Here is a 19,809-nt window from a genome sequence, read left to right as displayed (position 1 = left end):
GCAATTGAAAGAATGGTTGCAGGCTGCCTTGTTTTCGCACCTATCAGTTTCGGAGCTGCCGCCCCAGCTTCTCTCCGATCATCATGCACGCCGCGTTGATGTTTCCGCTGATCAGGTCAGGCATCACCGACGCATCGGCGATCCAGAGGTTCTCCAGTCCCCTTACCTTGAGGTCGGGAGTCACTACTGCCTTTTCGTCGACTCCCATGCGGCAGGTGCCCGACGCATGGTATGCCAGCCCGGCGCGGGCCTTGACGTACTCGACCAACGCTGCTTCGGATGTCACGTGTGGGCCTGGCTCTACCTCCTCCATCACCATATCGGCCAACGGCGACTTGGAGACGATACGACGCAGAATTTTTATCGCTTTCACCAGCGTTTCCACATCGCCATAATCCCCCAGAAGGTTGGGGTCGATTAACGGTGCAGCCTTAGGATCCGCGCTGGCGAGGCGGATGGTGCCGCGGCTCAAGGGATAGCTCTTGTCGAGCACCATTGAGAACGACGGATATGGCAGCACCTTGAGGCTCTTGTAGAACTTGAGTTCGTCGTCGTTGACCGCGCCAGCGACCGAGAAAAGCATGTGAACATCCGGCATGGGTTCCGCCGGTGAAGTTCTCAGGAATCCCATGGCCTCTGTAATCGTGGCCAGCGGCCCTTGCCCTGTCAACAAGAACTTGGCTCCAAAGCCTGCCATCCGCAACAAGTTGTTCGTAGGGCTGTAGCTCGGCCGCTTAACACGCCAAGTGGGCCTAATCAGGGGATGCTCCATCAGGTTCCGTCCGACCCCAGGCTGGTGCAGCACAACATCGATGCCAAGCGCTTGCAGTTCCTCTCCACCGCCGATGCCCGATAGCATCAGAAGCTGCGGCGTATTGATCGCTCCGCCGCACAAGATGACGCGGCCAGCCCGAGCCTCGTGCACGACGCCATCGCGTTCGTACTTGACGCCCGTAACCCTACCTTCCTTTACCAGCAGCTTGTGTACGAGCGCCTCCGTAATCAGCTTCAGGTTCTTGCGCCGCAGCGCCGGTTTGAGCCATGCATCCGCCGAACTCACCCGCATTCCTCGGCGCTGGTTGAATTGTCCGTAGCCAACTCCTTCTTGCTGCGCACCGTTGAAATCGTGTGTGCGCGGAATGCCGGCCGCTTGTGCAGCTTCGAGAAACGCCTCCGTGAGCGGATGGCAGTGTCGCACCTCGCGGATGGGCAGTGGACCAGAATTGCCACGAATTGAGTAGTCAGGCGGCGAGTGGTAGCCGGGCTCGCAACGCTCCATGTCCCGGAACAGAGGCATGACGTCATCGGCCGACCAGCCGACGTTGCCCATGGCAGCCCAACGGTCGTAGTCGGCACGGGCACCGCGCACGTAGTTCATGCCATTGATGCTGCCGCTGCCGCCCACCACGCGTCCGCGCCGCCAATGGTCGGTTCGCAGATTACGTGTGGCGTCGGGCTGGGACCAATAACCCCACTCGAAGCGCGAGAAGTCAAGGTAATAGCTGAGGCCGAACGGTTTCATCAGCCACACTTCCCGAGGGCCGGCCTCAAGGACAAGAACGCGCCGCGAGGTGTTCTCGCTTAGTCGAGCTGCGACGACGCTGCCCGCGCTTCCCGCTCCAACGACGATGTCGTCCCACAAATTTGAATCTCGCTCCGTGTAATTCACTTTGTCTCCAGTCCTTGGGTGCAACTATGTTCAGGTGCCGGCGGCATCTGTCCGACACTGGTGTTCTCCTACCAGCGGTAGGGAATATGGCACTGCCCGTCATCTCTCAATGGAAGCGTTCAAGATTGGACCGGAACGATTTCCTGCACATGTCCAGAAAGGGTCCGTGCCGGCGCCGAAGGTCGGTGACGGGATCACACGTTTTGGGCGAGCTAGGCGCCTCAATTGAGGCCATCAAGAGACGGCGGTGGCCGCCCCAGAAGAGATCTAGGAGCGGCTTTAGCTCACACTAGCTTTGCTGATATTGCTGGTAGGCCTCATCGATCCAATCCAGAACCAGCGCGGCCTGTGGCAGTACAAAAGTAACGCCAACTCCCGCCAGGATCACATTCTGCAACTGCTGCTTGGATATGCTGAGCTCGAACAGGCGCTTTGCATGCAGTTTGAAGGGCACTTCATGCCCCAGAAGGCCCAACTGAGAGGTCACGACGATTTCACACATCGTTCGATCGTCGCCTGAAGCCGCCATCAAGACCGAACGCATTTCTTTATAGCGTTCAACCGCTGCAGCATTGACTTCCGCGACTCGAATGGTAGAGGCCTTCATTTGCGTAGTTTCCGTAACGTGTTGTGGAGGGTGTTGGTCCACGCCGTCGTCTTTCGGCGTTTATGTTGAAAATTGTCCCGTATTGCGGGATCATTGTCAAAGCGTACCGATGTGGTGCGTAGGTGACGGAGAACCCCGGCGCCCATGTAGATCTGACGCAAAAAGCGCCGTCGTCACACCTTCCAGCCTTCATCGTAAACTTGCCGTGGCTGGAGGATGCGTATAAACTAATCGCACATACAGAGACAAATTAACGCGATCGAGCGCTGTGCGACAGTGCTGGCAATCGGCGCAAAAGGAGTGGAGCTTTGAACACAGTCCCCGCCGGCTTTGATGGCCCGTTCTTCCTCGGGCGCAAGCTACAACTGGCCTTCTTGGTGAAAGACATGGAGGCCGCGCTAGAAGTCTGGACAGACAAACTCAAGATTGGGCCGTTCGTTGTTTTCGAACATGCACTGGGCGATCGTCACTTTGTCTACCGGGGCAAGCGCAGTCCGGTCGATCTGTCGCTTGCCTTGTCGTACGTCGGCGAAACGCAGATCGAACTGATCTGCCCCAGGAACGATGCGCCGTCGATCTATACCGAAGTCATGCATGAAGGCTTTGGCAGCGGCGCGGCACACCATATAGCTTTCTGGCCCGACGACATGGAGGCGGCGCGTCTTGACCTCGTTTCGAAGGGCTTCGAAGAGATCGCCTCCATTTGTGCGCCGACTGGCGAGGTCGATGTCTATTACTTCAAATCCCCGCCAGCGCTCGGACTGATGTTGGAGGTCGTACCAATGAACTCTGCCAGGCGCGTCTATTTCTCGCAGATCAAGGCACTGTGCGAGCAGGCCGCAGGTAATCAGAAGGCGTTGCGGTTCAAGGACAAGCACGACTTCCTTAAGTCCATCGCCGAGTCGGGCGGCTGACCACTCAACTGTGTCAACAAATACGAGATGCACGGAGACAAGTACGTGAGCACGTTTAACCGGCGTTCGCCGGCTTTTCACATCAGCACGACATTCAAGCAGAAACTGACCCGGAGTCTGCTGATGGCGGCAACCGGAATGATGTTGTCGTTGAGCGCTGCAGTAGCAACCGCAGATGAGTATCCGTCGCGGCCGATCCGACTGGTGGTTCCCTTCACCGCTGGCGGCGGAACTGACGTTACTTCCCGGCTGGTCGCCGAGCAGCTAGGACGCAAGCTGGGACAGAGCCTCATCATTGATAACCGGCCGGGCGCCAGTGGCGCGATTGGCGCAGGCGCAGTAGCACGGGAGAAGCCGGATGGCTATACGCTACTGGTTGGCACTGCGGCGCTTGCGGCAAGCTCTGTCGTCGAGGGCATGAAGACCCCGTTCGATCTGCTGAAGGATTTCGAATTCATTGGCAAGCTAGGCAAGATCGATCTTGTGGTGGTGGTGCGCGGGCAATCTTCGATTCGCAACCTGCAGGACCTGGTAAATCTCATGAAGACGCAGCCCGGTAAGGTCCAGTTTGGTTCGCCCGGCATCGGGGCCCCGGCGCATCTTGGCGGTGAGCTCTTCCGCCTTGTCACCAAGTCCAGTGCGCTGCATGTCCCTTACAAGGGCGAGAGCGCGGCCCTCAATGACCTCCTTGGTGGGCAGATTACCTTTCAGCTTTGCGCTCCGCTGATTTGCGGCCCGCGTATCAAGGACGGCAGCCTCAGAGCGCTAGCAGTTACTGCCAAGGAGCGCTCGAAGGCGCTGCCGGATGTGCCAACGATGGCCGAAGCGGGTGTGCCCGGAGTAGAGGTCGGCACCTGGTACTACCTCGCAGCGCCGAAGGGGACCCCTGCCGAGGTGGTCAAGAAGGTCAATGCGGCACTGAATGACGTTCTGGCCGATGAGCAGTTGCGGGCGCGTTTGCTGGCCGCCGGGGTGGAAGCTGCGAAGCGCACCACGCCTGCAGAGGTCAAGCAGGGACTGGAAGCTGAAATGGCCAAGTGGCGACCCGTGGTCAAGATGGCAAACATCACCAACTAAAAGCATGAGCAGGCAAAAGGGGCTTAGAGTCTCTTGTGCCTGCCGTACCGAAGTATGGCCACACCAGTCTGAGCAATCTCAAGAGCGCTGCTCTCAATTCCCTAGTCAATTTCGTTTCGCGACGAGAGTAGGTTTAGCCAGCGCGGCGCGCTTGTGATGGCGCTCTTGTTAGTTGTGGACAGTCTTGTTGGCTCCCGCGCGTTTCGGGAGGCTTTACCCAGATCTGCAAACGCAACTCGCGGATCCGACACAACTACTACTAATCCGAGACAATGCTTACTTCAAAGATCGCCCGCGCATTCCTATGGCTATGCGCAACTGTCGCACTGGTCCCTGGTGCTGCCTTGGCCGAGCAGTTTCCTTCCAAGCCGATCCGGATCCTGATCGGCTATTCCCCGGGTGGCGGCATGGACAGTCTGGCACGACTGCTGGCGCCAAAGCTCACCGAGATTCTGAAAGTTCCGGTTGTGATTGAGAACAAGCCCGGCGCTTCCGAGTTGATGGCTTCACAGCCCGTGCTCCACGCCGCGCCAGACGGCTATACCCTGTGGCTGGGTTCGGCCGGTGCGATGGTGCAGGGGCCCGCTGTCAGGACCGATTTGCCATATGATCCGGTCAAGAATTTCACGCCTATCGCGATGATTGCTGACGGCGAGGCGGTCCTTCTTGCGCGCAAGCAGGCGCCCGGCAATACCATGAGCGAACTGGTTGCCTACTCAAAGAACAATCGGGGCAAGCTGACGTATGGTTCGGCCGGAGTCGGCTCTGGCAGCCACCTGGCGATGGAATACATGATCGCCCTCACGGGGGCATCCATGCTACACATCCCGTACAAGGGGGAGGCCGAGTCGACGCGGGATGCGATGGCCGGCAACGTTGACGTCGTGTTGGCCATGGTCCAGACCGCCGTGCCCCTGATCACGGCGGGAAAGCTCAAGCCGATTGCCGTGACAGGTACGGAGCGCCTGAAGTCGATGCCTGATCTGCCCACGATCGCGCAGACCGGTGTGCCTGGGCTGGAAGCCGTCGGCAGCTACACCTTCTATGCCGTGATGGGGCCAGCCGGCATGCCACAGCCAATCGTCAAGCGAATCAACGAAGCGTTCAACAAGGCCATCGCGATGCCTGACGTGGCTCAGCGTATGCGCGAGGTCAGCCTACGGCCGCACACCGACTCGCCCGAGGCATTTGCGCGACAGTTGGCGAAGGATCTTGCTACATGGAAGCAACTGCGCGGCAAGGTCAAGATCGGTGACTCCTGAGTCAGGAGAACTGCGATATCGGCGAGGGCATCGCAAGCAATGCCGAGGCGCATCCATTGCCGGCGTCCTGCCGTTTGTATGCAAATGAAGGCGCGAGCCGGGCTTTTATCCACTGTCCTACCACCGTATCCCCATGTCCCCTGACACCGATCTGTGTCACCTGTTTGCAAGCCATGTGGTCCACACCAGCTATGAGGATCTTTCTGACGAGGCGGTCGAAGCTGCAAAAAAATCCATCTTGGACACGCTGGGCGTGATCCTCGCGGGCAGCGGTATGGAGCCAGCAGTACGCGGCGTAGCCGAGGTCGTGCTGGAAGGCGGCGGCCGCCCGGAAGCCTCGGTGTTGGGCTTCGGCGGTCGCGTGCCGGCGCCGGCGGCCGCTTTTGCCAATGGGGTGATGGCGCACTGCCTGGATTTCGATGATCAGACGCCATGGGGCGCCCACCCCGACAGCTCCCTGGTGCCGGCAGTGTTGGCGATGGCCGAGCGAACAGGTGGCATCACGGGGCGGGATCTGATCACTGCGGTGGCGCTGGGGCAGGATCTTTTCGTGCGGCTGCGTTGCAACGTGGGATGGCGCCAGGACTGGAATCTCTCGTCGGTGGTCGGCGCCTTTTCGGCTGCTGCTGCGGCGTCGTGGGTATTGGGTCTCAGTCGCGAACAGGTCGCGCATGCCCTGGGCATTGCCAGCATGCAATCGAGCGGCACTATGGAAGTGATTTTCGGCATCGGTAGCGACCTGCGCGGTATGTACGCGGGCTTCACGGCGCAGGGCGCAGTGCTGGCAGCGTTGCTGGCACAGAAGGGGATCACGGGTATTACGAACTTGTTCGAAGGCAAGGCAGGGATCTTCAACGTCTACTTCGGCGGCAAGTACGAGCGGGCGAAGATGGTCGAAAACCTGGGCAAGGAGTATCTCGGTTCCGCGATGCTTTACAAGGCGTGGCCGGCGGTTGGCAATGTGCACACCTACATCCACGCCACCATCGAACTGATGAAGCAGTATCGCCTGAATGCCAGCGATATCGAGGAAATCCGCGTGTTCGTGGGGGACTTCCACCAACGTATGTGCACCCCTATCGATATCCGGCGGGCGCCGGAGACACTCGTCGATGCCAAGTTCAGCCTTCCCTTCTGCGTGGCGCTGGCCGCTGCGCGCGGCCAGATCCGCATCGCCGACTTCAGCGCCGCAGCGCTCCGGGATCCCGAGGTACTTGCCATCGCGCAGAAGGTCGTCCCGGTGGAAGACAGCAATCTGGACTGGAAGGTGAAGATCCCTGATGGGCGTATGGAGATCATCACCCGTGACGGCCGAAGACTTGAGCGGGTGGGTGACAACGTACCCGGCAGTCCCGAAGCGCCGATGTCGTGGGAAGCCCTCAGCGCAAAATTCCGCGATTGCGCCTCGGTGGCGGCGGTGCCGGTGTGTGAGGACAAGATCCGGAGTGCCACCGAAATGGTCCGCCACCTCGAGTTTCTCGACAGCACCAACACGCTTGTCAAGACGCTGTCCTAAGGACAGTTGAACAGACCGTACATGAATTTGATCACATGTAGCTTCCTGGACAGATCGATGAAAACTTACCAGCATTGGATAAATGGCGCACACATCGCGCCTGCGAGCGGCGAGTGGCTCGATACGGTGGACCCTTACAGCGGAGAGGTATGGGCCAGAATTCCGAGAGGGAACAAGGAAGATGCGGATCGTGCCGTAGCCGCGGCTCGGGATGCCATGCAGAAAGGCCCATGGGCAAGCATGACTGCAACCGAGCGCGGCAGGATCTTGCGCCGGATCGGCGATCTGCTTTCCGATCCGGAGCATGCCAGGCGGCTGGCCGAGATCGAGTCTCGTGACAACGGCAAAATCCTTGCCGAAATGCAGGGACAGCTTAAGTATCTCCCCGAACACTGGTATTACTTCGCCGGCCTCGCCGACAAGATTGAAGGGGCCGTCCTGCCAGTGGACAAGCCTGACATGCTCGCCATGACGTATCGTGAGCCGGTGGGGGTGGTGGTCGCGTTGACGGCGTGGAACTCGCCGCTGATGTTCTTCACGATCAAGTGTGCGCCTGCTCTGGCTGCCGGCTGCTCGGTGGTACTCAAGCCTTCGGAGTTTGCCTCGGCAAGCTCTTTGGAGCTTGCCGCACTGGTCAAGGAAGCCGGGCTCCCGGACGGTGTCATCAATGTGGTGACCGGGCTTGGTCAGGAACTTGGCACGCCTCTGGTCGAGCATCCGGATGTGGCAAAGGTTACATTTACCGGCTCCGACACGACGGGTGCCAAGGTGTATGAAACCGCGGCGCGGACGATGAAGCGGGTTTCGATGGAACTCGGCGGAAAGTCGCCCAACATCGTGTTTGAGGATGCAGATCTGGATAGCGCCTGCGTGGGCGCAGTCGCCGGCATCTTTGGCGCCGCGGGCCAGATGTGTACGGCGGGCTCCCGGCTGCTGGTGCAGAACTCTATCCGCGAGGCGTTCACAGAGCGGCTTCTTGAGATGGCGCGCCATTTGCGCCTCGGGAACCCGATGGCGGCAGACACTGACATCGGGCCCATTGCGACGCGTCCTCAATACGAGAAAGTTCTCCACTACATCGACCTGGCCAAGGCCGAAGGCGCACGCTGCGTGCTCGGAGGCAACCCCGCGCGTGGCGATGGCCTAGGCGTCGGTCAGTTTGTCGAGCCGACGATTTTCGTCGACGTTTTCAGCCGTATGCGCATTGCGCAGGAAGAAGTCTTTGGGCCGGTGCTGTCGATCATCGGCTTTGACAGTGAAGAGGAGGCCGTGTCCATCGGCAATGACGTGATCTACGGCCTCGCAGCAGGAGTGTGGACACGCGACGTCGGCAGGGCAATCCGGATGTCGAAAGCGTTGAAGGCCGGGATGGTCTGGGTGAATACCTACCGGGCGTACAGCTTCCTGGTGCCAATCGGTGGCATGAAGCAGTCCGGCCTCGGACGGGAGAGCGGCATTGAAGCGGTGGACGATTACCTCGAGACCAAGAGCGTCATGATCTCCACCGCCACCAGTGTACCGGCCAATCCCTTTGTGCAGCGCTAAGGCACTTTTTCATAAAACACAACGAAAAGCAGGATTGAGCGCCGGTGGGGAAGGGTGATCGCTATTCACCCAGCACCCACCACGCGCATCCCAACAGGAGACACCATGGTTTCACGAAGGGGCCTTCTTGGTGCATCCGCCGGTTTGATGTCATTAGGCATGCTAAACCCGGCGCTCGCGCGGACGCCATATCCGGAGCGCCTGATCCGGATCGTTGTAGGAAATGCAGCGGGCGGAACCGATGATGCCATCAGCCGCTCGGTAGCCCATGAGATCGCGGGGCAGTTTGGGCAGAGTGTGATCATCGAGAATCGCGGTGGCGGGTCGACCACGATCGCGGGCTCCATGGTGGCATCGGCGGCTCCGGATGGCTACACGATTCTTTGCCTTATCAGCGCTGGCATCGTGCAAACGGTTCTGCGAGACAAACTCAAGTACGGTCTCAGCAGTTTTGCGCCAATCGTTGGCGTGGGCGGCTTCCCGTTGGCGCTGGCCGTCTCGGCAACATCGAAGGCGAGACTCAATAGCATCCAGGATCTCATCGCGGTGGCGAAATCTCCAGAGGGCGTGACGTTTGCCAGCGGTGGGGTCGGCACCGTCGCCCACCTGACTTCTGTGATGTTTCTTAACACGGTGCACGGTAAAGGGGTGGACGTTGCCTACAAGAACAACCCGGAAGGCTTGCAGGCGCTCGCGGGGGGCTTTACCCAAATGATGTTCGCTTCCGCGTCCGAAGTGGCGGCACTTCGAAGCGAGGGCAAGCTGCGGGTTTTGGCCGTTACCTCGAACCAGCGTGCGGCGAATCTTCCGGATGTGCCGACAATGCGCGAACTCGGCTTTCCCGGCATTAATTCAACGCTTTGGCATGGCTTTGTCGCACCAGCCGGTACGCCGGCAGACATCGTCGGCAAGCTCGCCGAGGCGATTACCCGATCCGTCAATGCGCCGGCGTTCCAGAACCGGTTCAAGCCATTGGCGTTTCAGGAAGAGCTTAAGTCGGGCGCGGCGCTTAACTCCTACATCAATGCAGAAGCTAGCCGGTGGCGCACCGTCATCACGGAGAACAAGATCCAGTCGCCGGTCTAGCGGCGATCGCTGCAAGTTCGATAACGAATTCACTCACCACGGGCCAAACACCCATGACAGACAGCGTTTTGGAAATGAATGAATCTACGACCGAGACGTCGCGCGGCCAACTTCGCGGGCGCCGCATTGTGATTACAGGAGCTGCATCCGGTATCGGGCGTGCTACCGCACGGCTATTTTCGCGCGAAGGTGCATCGCTCGCGCTGCTCGACCGGGACGAAGGGGGGCTGGCCGAGATTGCGCGCGAAACGGGCGGCCACCCGTATCAAGTCGATATCACCAACGAGGAACTCGTCGCCGCGGTTATCGAAAAAGCCAGCGTTGTATTGGGTGGGATTGACGGTGTGGTCAATGCCGCGGGAGTGATGTGCTCGAGCCCGGTGGGGGATGTGCCAGCATCGGCGTGGCGGCGAGTCCTGGAGGTCAATCTCACGGGCACCTACATCGTTACGCAAAGCTGCCTGCGGTGGATGGCGCAAGAGCCTGCGGCCACCATTGTCAACATTGCTTCGGCCGCGGGCTTGTTGCCAAACGCCCCCGGACTCACCGCGTACGCGGCATCCAAAGGTGGCGTAATCAACCTCACTCGGGCGCTGGCGGCCGAGCTGGCACCGCGAATTCGTGCCAACAGTGTTTGTCCGGGAATGGTCGATACCCCCATGGCAGACGGCTTTCGCGGGAACGTGGGTAACTATGCGCTCAAGCGGATGGCCGATGCTGCGGAGATTGCACAGGCCATTCTGTTCCTGACCAGCAGTGAATCTTCGTACATCACAGGTGCCGCGCTGGCTGCCGATGGCGGTCGATCGTTCCACTAATGCTTCGGGCCTGTACCCTTCAGGCGCGGCGCCACTGCGGCACGCGCACCCGACGAAGCTCCAAGCGGGACATTCCTGATTGAATCAAATCCCGTATTACGGTACATTTTTATGAGTCCAGTCCTTGGCGGAGCCGAAGGCAGGTCAAGGCTGACTTCATCACTTCTTCAGACTTAGACAGGTAGTCGCAAATGACCCAAGATGTATTCATCCACGCACCCGACGATTCCGGCGTGCCCGCTTCGGCGCGAGATTTCAGTGTTGAGAATCGCGTGGTCATCATTACCGGCGCGGGGCAAGGCATTGGGCGCGAGTTCGCAAGGCAGTTCGCGGCGGCCGGTGCCGTAGCGGTGGTTGCTGATCTGAACATTGCCAATGCCGAACGCGTGCAGGCCGAGATTCAGGCCGCCGGCGGCAAGGCGATGGCGTTGAAAGTTGATGTGGGCGACCGGGCATCCGTGGACGCAATGGTCGCTGCAGTCCTGGCCAACTATGGTCGCATTGACAGCCTCATCAACAATGCGGCAATCTTCGCGACGCTGCAAAAGCGCCCGTTTGATCAGATTCCGCTGCAGGAGTGGGAGCAAGTCATGCGGATCAACATCACCGGCGTGTTCAACTGTGCAAGTGCAGTCGCACCGGTAATGCGGGAAGCCGGTTGGGGTCGCATCGTCAACATCTCGTCGGATTCCGTTCGACTTGGCGTGGCCAACTATCTGCACTACGTCACCTCGAAGTCTGCGCTGATCGGCATGACCGCTTCCCTGGCGCGCGAGCTCGGTCCGCATGGTATTACGGTCAACTGCATCCGTCCTGGTGGCGTGGCCACCGAGGTCGAGCGCACGGTGAATCCCACGCAAGAGCGCCGCCAGCAGATGTTGGCACAGCAGTGTGTGCCCAAGGGCCAGGTGCCGACCGACCTGGTCGGCATCGTCATGTTCCTGACGACTCCGGCGTCGGCCTTCATTAGCGGCCAAACCATTGCCTGCGACGGCGGCCTGACGCACAGCAGTTAACCGGCGGCGCTGCACGCGGCGCAATGAAGCACTAAGGGCAGATCAATGTCGGGTGCGAATGGGTTGAAACCCAATCGCCCCGATCCTTTGAACTTGTGACGCCGTCCCCGCGGCTAGGTTTGCCACGGATACCTGGTCACGACCGATCTGCGCAAAGGGCAATCGGGCCGGGCGAGTGCGTGAATGGCGCTGGAAGCAGTCCCGGCCCGCCCATGGGCGGGCTACAAGCAATCCGGCAAGCGTCGAGAAGGGGAGGGCCTTGGGGAGTACCTCGAGGCGAAGGCCAGGTTTTTGGCTTCCCTCAGCCGGAGCTGGCCCAAGGGCGGGGACACCGCGACTACACTTCGTGGCGCTAGCGCCCACCTCGGGCCGAGACTGAACCGTACGCCCGAGGCGGATTCACCAGGGCCGCATCCGAATCGGTGAGAATGTCGTTAAGCTTCTTGCCCGCTTCGACCACCGCTTCAGCGTAAGCCGAGACCTTCTTGCGGTCGAGCCTCTCTTCAGCACCTGCTATCCCGATGCTGCCCACAACCAGGCCATCGGCATTGAATACCGGTGCGGATATGCCGAATACGCCGGGATTGAACTCGCCGTGGCTCATCAGATAACCATCGCGCCGGATCGCAGTCATGTTGTCACGGAAGCTCTGCCAATCGGTGCCAAGCCCCGCCAGGGCGATCGCGCGCTGATGCTGCTGAAAGATGCTGCGCAGGCGGTGTGGCGGGAGATACGGCAGAATGACCTTGGAGGCCGCCCCGGAGAACAATGGCCTGCGTTGCCCGCGTGAAAACAGGTTCGGCGGGCTGTTTTCGGCCAGCTCTTCCCGAATGCACATCACTGAGTCGCTGTAGAGGCCGCACAGCAAGGCCGAGTGACCGGTGAGTTTCATCAGGGAATGGAGTACATGCCCGCCACCCTTATACAGCGGATCGCTCATCCGGATCTGACGATCGAATTCAACGATGCGGGGACCCAGGACATACTTGCCGTTTGCAACGGCTTCGATCAGGCCGGCGGCATGCAGCGCCTTAATGTACCGATAGGATGTGGACCGGGATGTGCCCAGGTAGCTGACCAGGTCGGTTACCGGACGAACCGGCGCTGAATGCGTGAAAAGGTCAAGCAGGCCGAGCATCCGCTCGAAACTGCTCTGCGAATCCGCTTCCTTTTTGGTCGCTTTGGGTGCCTTGGCTTCGGCGCCGTCGGTCGATGCTCGCGGCGTAGCGCGTTTCACCATGTTTTGTATCCGGAATTGGCTGATTGGCGATTCCGAATGCTCGGTGAACGTGCTCAGACGGTACACCCCTGCATTCAGAAAAGATCAGGTGCGGGAAATTTTCCCATACTGCGGAACATTATAACCATTCTGAAAAGCCCCGTCAGCCTGCGGCCCCGCATGACCTGCTTCCAAAGCATTTCACGCCGGCAGTGTCAAGGGCAGCAGAGAAGCCACATCGGCAAGTTGGTCGACTCGCCAGCAGTTTTCGAGCAATTCCGCCGTACGTTGCGCTGACAAGCTCAAGTGAGCCTGGCCGCGGAATTTCTCGGTAAGGTCTTCGTCGGTCATCGGGTTGGCGATGCTGCCTTTGCAATGTTCGATCGAAATCGTCCTCGGCGGGACATCCCGTTCGGTGACTGTCAGCAACGCGCTCTCTGCTGTCTGGGTTGGGTCGTCGACGAGTTCGATGATGTCGCGAAGTCGGCCGACTTCAGGTTCCGCGATCACCGATTCTCCCACCTCGGCAAGGCTTGCGCGACCATACCGGAGCGCGGCGGCGATCCAATGGCACAAGCTGACCTTGGCTTCAAGAGGATTAGCCGGATGTCGTCGCGACCCCAGCGCGAGGGCGCTGGGGTGCGCGTGCAAGCGGATCTCGTCGATGGCAGTGCTTTCCTCACGCGCAGTCCGATACCATTCCAGTGCCGCATCCACTGCCGGGTGAATCACAATCCCGGATGGGTAGGGCTTGAAGGTAAGAGCTTCGACTTCGAATTGCTCACCGAGGGAGTCGGTGAGGTACGGCAGGTGTGCGCGATTGGCGAAGAGACTGGCGAAACCGTGTTTGCCTTCAAGCGGTGAGGAGGGGGCCGTAATACCATCTCGTGCGAGCAACGCAGCGCGCAGCCCGCACTGAGCGGCATGCCCGAAGATCAGGGTGGCGGCCATGGTCCCATGCGCTACTCGTAGGCCCGATGCCTGGAGCGCGGCAATACCGAGCGCTGCGACTGTCGCTTCAGGTCCCAATCGCAGTGCCCGGGACGCTGCCGCCGCAGCACCGATCCCTGCGGCAATCCCGGTCTGGGACCAACCGATGTCTGCCGTTGCCGGCGGCGTAGAAACGGCTTTGCTCAGTCTGGATGCGATGTCCACGCCTACGACGAAGGAAACCATGAACTCCGGCCCGCTCATCGGTTGCTGCTCCGCGAGGCTTAATAGCGCAGCCGTGACGGCGCCGCTTGGATGGAGAATCGTTTCGGCGTGCGTGTCGTCAAACGAGTACGCGGCGGAACTCAGGCAGTTTAGCAGTGCTGCAGTAAGCGCGTCCGTTCGCTCGCCCCGGCCAACCAGGCTGGAAGTTTCCTTACCGCCAAAAGGCAAGAGCGAGCGCGCCGTAATGTCGACGATTTCGTGCCGTGCGCCGCTCAGGCAGCAGCCAATAATATTGACCAATGCCCGACGCGCGGCATGACGCGTCGATTCGGGGAGGGCGGCGAAATGCAATTCTTGGATAAAGTGCGCAAGTACTTCCGTTGCGCCCTGCGCATTACTTGGTTCAGCCATCGTTTCTACTGTCTTTCGTCTGCCATTTCGGCGCCAATTGTGCGCCATATTCCGGTAAAGACTGTTCAAGCACTAAGTTGTACACCGTCACGCTCGCCTCGTCGCGATGCTCTTCAGGAAATGGACGCCAGTGCTGTAGAGCCCGGCGGCAAGGGCAGCTTGGCCGCGTTCAGAACAAAGGCTAGTAGCGAGTAATATCCGCACACCGAAAGCAGGTCCAGTGCCGTCGCACGGCCGAATCGCGCTACCACCGCGTCGAAGGAGGCGTCCGAGGGCTCGCCGTTCCACACCGTCTCAATGGCAAAGTCGTGGAGCAGTGCCTCGTCCGCGGATAGGTCTTGCGGGCGTGCGCGCACTGCAATTGCGCTAATGATCCCTTCACGCAGCCCCGCCTCCCGGGCAATGCGCGAATGCGCGGCCCATTCATAGTCGCAACTCCAACGCCGGGCCGTGACCAGGATGGCGATCTCGACCAGGGCCTGTGACAGGCCGGTGCCATAGCGAAGATGTTCACCGAGCGCCTGAACGCGGGCGGCCAGTTCGGGATTGTGGATCAACGCAAGGAAAGGGCCCTTCAATGCACCACGCGGGCCGCTTGCGATGGCGTCGGCAACTTCGCGCTGCCGCTCGGACATTTCTTCGCGCTCGAGAATTTCAAACCGTGTCATGGTGCTCCTTGTTCCCGGTGGGGCGCTGCAGGTCAAACTCGCGATCATGTTGCAACGAGGGGATACGCGAACGCGCTGTGTGTACCAAGGACAGATCAATTGGTGCGCAGAGAACCTCGGGTTCATCACCTGCCTCGGCGACAACCTGACCATTGGGGTCAATGATCATGGCATGCCCGTACGTCTGGTGCCCGCCAGGGTGCTCGCCGCAGGTTGCGGCGGCCACCACATAAGCGCCGTTTTCAATTGCGCGAGCTTGGAGCAGGGCTTTCCAATGCAGCGTACCGGTCGCCTTGGTGAAAGCAGCGGGAACTGCCAGCAGTTCCGCCCCGGCTTGCGACAACGCGCGATACAACGCGGGAAACCGTACGTCGTAGCAGATGGACAAGCCGAGGTGTGCCCAGGGCGTGCTGGCGACCACCGCCTCGTTGCCGGGGCGATAGCTGGAGGACTCGTTGATCACCCTTCCGCCTGGCAGGGTTGCATCGAACATATGAATCTTGTCATAGCGAGCAACGATATCGCCATCTGCCGAGATCAGGAACGAGCGGTTGGCGAGCCTGTCGTCATCGATTGCCGTGGCAATCGACCCCAGCAGGATCCAGGCGCCTTGCTCCTTGGCAAGCGTGCGGAAGTGAGAAAGGGTGGGTTCCTCTTCCTCGCGCAGCGCATTGCCGCGCATGGCGCGCCCGCTGGCGTGCAGGAAGCTGAAATATTCCGGCAATACGACGAGAGAGGCGCCGCGGCGCACTGCGGTGCAGACCGCCGCGGAGGCGTTCTCGATGTTGACCTTCCGGTCATCGCCTGGGTTGACCTGCACGCACCCGACAATCAAGCTGCTGGCGCTCATTGCTGAGGAAGTCCGAGCAGGTCGCGGGCTTCGGCCGGGGTGGCGAGGCGGCTCCCCAGCAGATCGATGATCGTTGCGGCCTTGCGAACCAGCGAGGCGTTGTCCGGCGCGAGTTCACCCTTGGCAATGTAGAGATTGTCCTCCAGCCCGACACGGATATGGCCGCCGAGCAGGAACGCCTGCGCCACCATGGGGAACTGCGAGCGGCCCACACCGAACGCAGCCCACGGCGAGCCGACAGGCAGCAGGCTCTTCATCGCCGCCAGCACCTCGCTGTTCGCCGGCGCGCCCCACGGCACCCCCGTGACCATCTGAAAGAGCGGCTTCGGATCCAGCAGGCCGCGACGAATCATGTCAACAGACAGTGCGATGTGGCCGCTGTCGAAGACTTCGAGCTCCGGCTTCACGCCTGCTTCACGGATCGCGGCGGCGATGATTTCGACGTGTGCCGGCACGTTGATGAGCGCGCCTTTGCCGAAGTTCAGCGAGCCCATGTCCAGGCTACAGATCTCGGGCTTCAGCTCAAGAATGTGCTGAACGCGTTCAGCCGGCGGACGAAGGTTGGAGCTGGGCTCGGCCCGGTTGGTTTCGACGTTGCTGGGAACGAAGCGGGCGCCGGGGCCCGTGGTCAGATTGATGATGACCGGGCTGCCGCTGTCGCGAATTCGCTCCACCACTTCCCGATACAGCTCGGTTGCCATGCTGGGCTTTCCGGTTTGGGGGTCGCGTACGTGAATGTGGGCGATGGCTGCACCTGCCTTGCAGGCCTCGATGGCGGCAACGGCGATCTGTTGGGGGGTGACGGGGACGGCGGGGAAACGTCCAGCGGTATCGTCGCCGCCGGTAACGGCGCACGTAAGGATAACGGGCTGCTGCAAGGTATTTCTCCTGTGAGGGTTGTCGAGAACATTGTCTGTGCCAGCACCGACGAAGTCAAGAAGTCCCGAAATACGGGATAACGTGATTATCCGAAGGTGCGCGGCTTATTCTCGACATGCCGCCCGCGCGGACGCCATCTGCTGCGCCCATGGTGCGTATGGCGCTTCTCATCCCAGCCCCTTGCAAAAAATCGTCTTGCACAAAGTGTCACCATACGAGACAATCTTCTAAACCTTCCCATGAGGCCGTATATGACATCAGACAAAGTAAGTCGCCTGCACTGGACCGGGAGTCCGGATGCGGATTGCGGCGAGATTCACGTTTATGCCGGCACCGCAGGCCACTCGGCATGGTTCAGCGATGACCTGGGAATGACCTGGGTGCATCCGAACAGCCATTCGGGGATGTATCTGGAAGCTCGGGTGTGGGCCATCAGCAGCCACGACGCAACTCCCGCATCCCTGCACGCGGGCGCGGACGATGGTGTGTATCAGTGGAGCGAGACCACTGCGCGCTGGGAACATATCTCCACCGAGCTGAGTGACGTATGGGCCATTGTTCATGATCCGAAGGATCCCAATACGCTGTTTGCCGGGACGCGCCCCGCGGGGCTTTACCGCTCGCAAGACGGTGGCGTGACATGGAGTCAATTGAATGCGCCGGGGATTGCCCAGTTCTCTGAAGTCAACATGGGACCGACGCGGGTGACACAACTGCTGTTCGACCCGTTTGCCGAAGATACGCTCTGGGCAACGGTAGAGATCGGTGGCATTTACCGAAGCGACGATCGGGGAGTTACCTGGCGTCTGCTGACCAACGGCCTGATTTCGGGCGACGTCCATGGTATTGCGGTGACCAAAACGCGGGAAGGGGTGCCGCGCGTACTGGCGACCACTAATCGCGGCTTGCATGTCAGTGAAGACCAGGGTGAGACGTGGCGCTTCGTGGAACTCGATTCACCGTGGCAATACGGCCGTGGCGTCGTGGTGCGTCCGGATGATCCGTCGACGGTGTTCCTCGCTAACGGAAACGGGCCTCCCGGCAACGATGGACGACTGTTGCGCAGCAGGGACGGTGGTGACACTTGGGAGCGCTTGGAACTGCCTGGCGATGTGAATAGCACGGTGTGGTGCATTTCCGTCCATCCGTCGAATCCTTCCCTGATGTTTGTCTGTACGAACCTCGGCCAGCTATTCCGGAGCGTCGATGGCGGGGACTCCTGGGTACGGTTGCCGCACGAGTTCGGCGAGATTCGCGCCCTGCATTGGCGCGCAGTTCCCAAAGGCACGCGGGGTGCCCCGCATTCGATAACCCGGCCCATCGCGCCGAAGATCGTGTTGGAGGCCTGAGCCAGCACCCTGTCGAAGAAGGGGGGCGGCGTGGCAGAGCGGAAATCCATGGAAACCAAGTACGACTACATCATCGTGGGCGCGGGATCGGCTGGCTGTGTACTGGCTAGCCGGCTTTCGGCCAATCCGAATTGCACGGTTCTGTTGGTAGAGGCGGGGAAAGCGAACCCGCCCGGCAACGAGCCGGCAGACATTCGGGATCCCTATCCACTGTCTTCATACAACGCTTCGTACTTCTGGCCTGACGTCAAAGCGTATTGGCGGAACAGGTCGGCCGGTAGCGCTGTCAAGTTTCCGCAGGCGCAAGTCATGGGCGGGGGATCCTGCGTTGCGGGCATGGTTGCCTTCCGCGGCACAGCGGAGGATTACCAGGAATGGGAAGCTGCCGGGGCGCGCGGGTGGTCGTGGGACGATGTCTTGCCTTACTTCCGCAAGTTGGAAGCGGACCAGGATTTCAACGGCGAAGCGCATGGTTCGGGTGGGCCGATCCCGATTCGTCGTGTCCCGCGCGAACAATGGCCGCCGCTGACGCGCGCCATTGAGCAATACGCACAGGGCGCCGGCATGCCTTTCGTCGCGGATATGAACGCCGATTTCCGTGACGGCTTTGGCATGACGCCGATCAGTAATACCGAGGCTGGCCGTGTGACCACTGCCTCCGGCTATCTGACACAGGTTGTGCGCCAGCGACCGAACCTGAAGATTCTGTCGAACACGTTTGTTCGCTCGCTGATCTTTGAAGCACGGCGCGCCACGGGAGTCGTCGTCGTCGCCGAGGGACAGACCGTCGTTTATCAAGCGCGGGAGGTGATTCTGTCGGCCGGCGCGATCCATTCGCCTGCGATGTTGCAGCGCGCTGGTATCGGCGACGCAAAGGAATTGCAGGATCTTCGCATCCCGGTGCTCGTCAATCGCCCCGGGGTGGGGAAAAACCTGCAGAACCATGCGGCATTGTTCGTCGGTGCGATTCTCCCGCGTGGATTTCGCCAACAGCAAACACTGCGTACGCATCCGACAACTTGTATGCGCCTGTCGTCCGGGTTGCCGGGGGCACCGGCATCGGACCTGTACGTCAACATCCAAAGCAAGACCTCATGGAATGCGATGGGGAACCGCTTGGCGAGCCTGAATGCGGTGCTTCTAAAGCCGGAAGGAACTGGCACCGTGCGCCTGGCGCCGCAGGATCCCGATCGCGAGCCTATCGTCGAGTTTGGATTCGGTGACCATGCGCGCGACATGCAACGCCTCGCAGTCGGCCTGCGCCAGACCTTCCGTGTGTTGCGCTCGTCTTACGTTGCCCCGCACATCGGGAAGCCGTTCGTTGTACGACTAGGCGATCGGATCCGCAAGTGGAATACCTATACGCGGAAGAATGCGTTACAGGCCGCCGCCTTTGCAGCGGTACTTGATGCGCTGCCGCTGTCGGTTGCGGATCGCCTGCTGGCTCGCATGACTGGCGAAGCCGTCGACCTGGAGGCCCTGTCGAACAACCAGGAAGCGTTGGTGGAGTTCGTGCGGCGAGAGGTGACGGGTGTTTATCACCCCGTCGGTACATGCCGGATGGGGCGATCCGACGATCCTGATGCGGTCGTCGACCCGCATGGCCGTGTGCTTGGCGTCGAGGGGCTGCGCGTGGTCGATGCGTCGATCATGCCGTCGATTCCGCGAGGCAATACCAATATTCCCACCATCATGCTGGCAGAAAAGATCGCGGACCAGATTCTCCGCGAGCGTCAAGCCGCGTAGCGATTGTCGAAAGGAGACATTC

At 60.5% G+C, this 19,809-nt stretch carries 17 protein-coding genes; 10 read left to right on the top strand and 7 right to left on the bottom strand.

Going from position 1 to position 19,809, the window contains the following annotated elements; all coding sequences use genetic code 11:
• Positions 1 to 43: 43 nt before the first annotated feature.
• Positions 44 to 1,669: a GMC family oxidoreductase gene (locus tag CTP10_RS26290; protein WP_158577712.1), complete on the bottom strand. Its 1,626-nt coding sequence runs from the start codon at positions 1,667 to 1,669 to the stop codon at positions 44 to 46.
• A gap of 289 nt (positions 1,670 to 1,958) precedes the next feature.
• Entirely contained in the window at positions 1,959 to 2,276 is a 318-nt protein-coding gene (locus CTP10_RS26285; protein ID WP_116321871.1) for a hypothetical protein, read from the bottom strand.
• 308 nt (positions 2,277 to 2,584) lie between these two features.
• Between CTP10_RS26285 and CTP10_RS26280 the strand changes: the two genes are divergently transcribed.
• From CTP10_RS26280 to CTP10_RS26245, 8 genes are all read left to right on the top strand, one after another.
• On the top strand, positions 2,585 to 3,190 hold the full coding sequence (locus CTP10_RS26280; RefSeq protein ID WP_116321870.1) for a VOC family protein: 606 nt from the start codon (positions 2,585 to 2,587) through the stop codon (positions 3,188 to 3,190).
• 45 nt (positions 3,191 to 3,235) lie between these two features.
• Entirely contained in the window at positions 3,236 to 4,267 is a 1,032-nt protein-coding gene (locus tag CTP10_RS26275) for a Bug family tripartite tricarboxylate transporter substrate binding protein (protein ID WP_158577711.1), read from the top strand.
• Positions 4,268 to 4,611: 344 nt separating this feature from the next.
• Positions 4,612 to 5,529, top strand: a complete 918-nt coding sequence (locus CTP10_RS26270) for a Bug family tripartite tricarboxylate transporter substrate binding protein (protein ID WP_158577710.1) — start codon at positions 4,612 to 4,614, stop codon at positions 5,527 to 5,529.
• A gap of 133 nt (positions 5,530 to 5,662) precedes the next feature.
• Positions 5,663 to 7,045: an MmgE/PrpD family protein gene (locus CTP10_RS26265; RefSeq protein WP_116321867.1), complete on the top strand. Its 1,383-nt coding sequence runs from the start codon at positions 5,663 to 5,665 to the stop codon at positions 7,043 to 7,045.
• 57 nt (positions 7,046 to 7,102) lie between these two features.
• Positions 7,103 to 8,590 carry an aldehyde dehydrogenase gene (locus CTP10_RS26260; protein ID WP_116321939.1) on the top strand — a complete coding sequence of 496 codons (1,488 nt, stop codon included), beginning with the start codon at positions 7,103 to 7,105 and terminating at the stop codon, positions 8,588 to 8,590.
• A gap of 105 nt (positions 8,591 to 8,695) precedes the next feature.
• Positions 8,696 to 9,676: a Bug family tripartite tricarboxylate transporter substrate binding protein gene (locus CTP10_RS26255; protein ID WP_116321866.1), complete on the top strand. Its 981-nt coding sequence runs from the start codon at positions 8,696 to 8,698 to the stop codon at positions 9,674 to 9,676.
• A gap of 53 nt (positions 9,677 to 9,729) precedes the next feature.
• Positions 9,730 to 10,494 (top strand): SDR family NAD(P)-dependent oxidoreductase, encoded by a 765-nt coding sequence (locus CTP10_RS26250; RefSeq protein WP_116321865.1) that lies wholly within the window; start codon positions 9,730 to 9,732, stop codon positions 10,492 to 10,494.
• A gap of 191 nt (positions 10,495 to 10,685) precedes the next feature.
• A complete protein-coding gene (locus CTP10_RS26245; protein WP_116321864.1) occupies positions 10,686 to 11,510 on the top strand; it encodes an SDR family NAD(P)-dependent oxidoreductase in 825 nt (274 codons plus the stop codon).
• Between the two features lie 352 nt (positions 11,511 to 11,862).
• Here CTP10_RS26245 and CTP10_RS26240 read toward each other — a convergent pair whose 3' ends face one another.
• The 5 genes from CTP10_RS26240 to CTP10_RS26220 form a co-directional block, all read right to left on the bottom strand.
• The gene (locus CTP10_RS26240; RefSeq protein WP_116321863.1) at positions 11,863 to 12,750 is read right to left on the bottom strand and encodes an IclR family transcriptional regulator; all 888 of its coding nucleotides are present in this window, start codon (positions 12,748 to 12,750) and stop codon (positions 11,863 to 11,865) included.
• A gap of 180 nt (positions 12,751 to 12,930) precedes the next feature.
• A complete protein-coding gene (locus tag CTP10_RS26235) occupies positions 12,931 to 14,295 on the bottom strand; it encodes an MmgE/PrpD family protein (RefSeq protein WP_158577709.1) in 1,365 nt (454 codons plus the stop codon).
• 113 nt (positions 14,296 to 14,408) lie between these two features.
• Positions 14,409 to 14,963 carry a carboxymuconolactone decarboxylase family protein gene (locus CTP10_RS26230; RefSeq protein WP_158577708.1) on the bottom strand — a complete coding sequence of 185 codons (555 nt, stop codon included), beginning with the start codon at positions 14,961 to 14,963 and terminating at the stop codon, positions 14,409 to 14,411.
• On the bottom strand, positions 14,950 to 15,813 hold the full coding sequence (locus CTP10_RS26225; protein WP_116321860.1) for a carbon-nitrogen hydrolase family protein: 864 nt from the start codon (positions 15,811 to 15,813) through the stop codon (positions 14,950 to 14,952). The genes CTP10_RS26230 and CTP10_RS26225 overlap by 14 nt, the downstream gene beginning before the upstream one ends.
• Positions 15,810 to 16,691 (bottom strand): 3-keto-5-aminohexanoate cleavage protein, encoded by an 882-nt coding sequence (locus CTP10_RS26220; RefSeq protein WP_116321859.1) that lies wholly within the window; start codon positions 16,689 to 16,691, stop codon positions 15,810 to 15,812. Before CTP10_RS26220 ends, CTP10_RS26225 begins: the two co-directional genes overlap by 4 nt.
• Before the next feature lie 252 nt (positions 16,692 to 16,943).
• Between CTP10_RS26220 and CTP10_RS26215 the strand changes: the two genes are divergently transcribed.
• The gene (locus CTP10_RS26215; RefSeq protein WP_116321858.1) at positions 16,944 to 18,041 is read left to right on the top strand and encodes a WD40/YVTN/BNR-like repeat-containing protein; all 1,098 of its coding nucleotides are present in this window, start codon (positions 16,944 to 16,946) and stop codon (positions 18,039 to 18,041) included.
• Positions 18,042 to 18,089: 48 nt separating this feature from the next.
• Positions 18,090 to 19,787 (top strand): GMC family oxidoreductase, encoded by a 1,698-nt coding sequence (locus CTP10_RS26210; protein WP_116321857.1) that lies wholly within the window; start codon positions 18,090 to 18,092, stop codon positions 19,785 to 19,787.
• Positions 19,788 to 19,809: the final 22 nt, after the last annotated feature.

The organism is Cupriavidus sp. P-10 (assembly GCF_003402535.2).
Lineage (GTDB): Bacteria > Pseudomonadota > Gammaproteobacteria > Burkholderiales > Burkholderiaceae > Cupriavidus.
The sequence above is the reverse complement of the archived record's forward strand: the minus strand, read 5'-3'. Positions and strand labels throughout refer to the sequence as shown.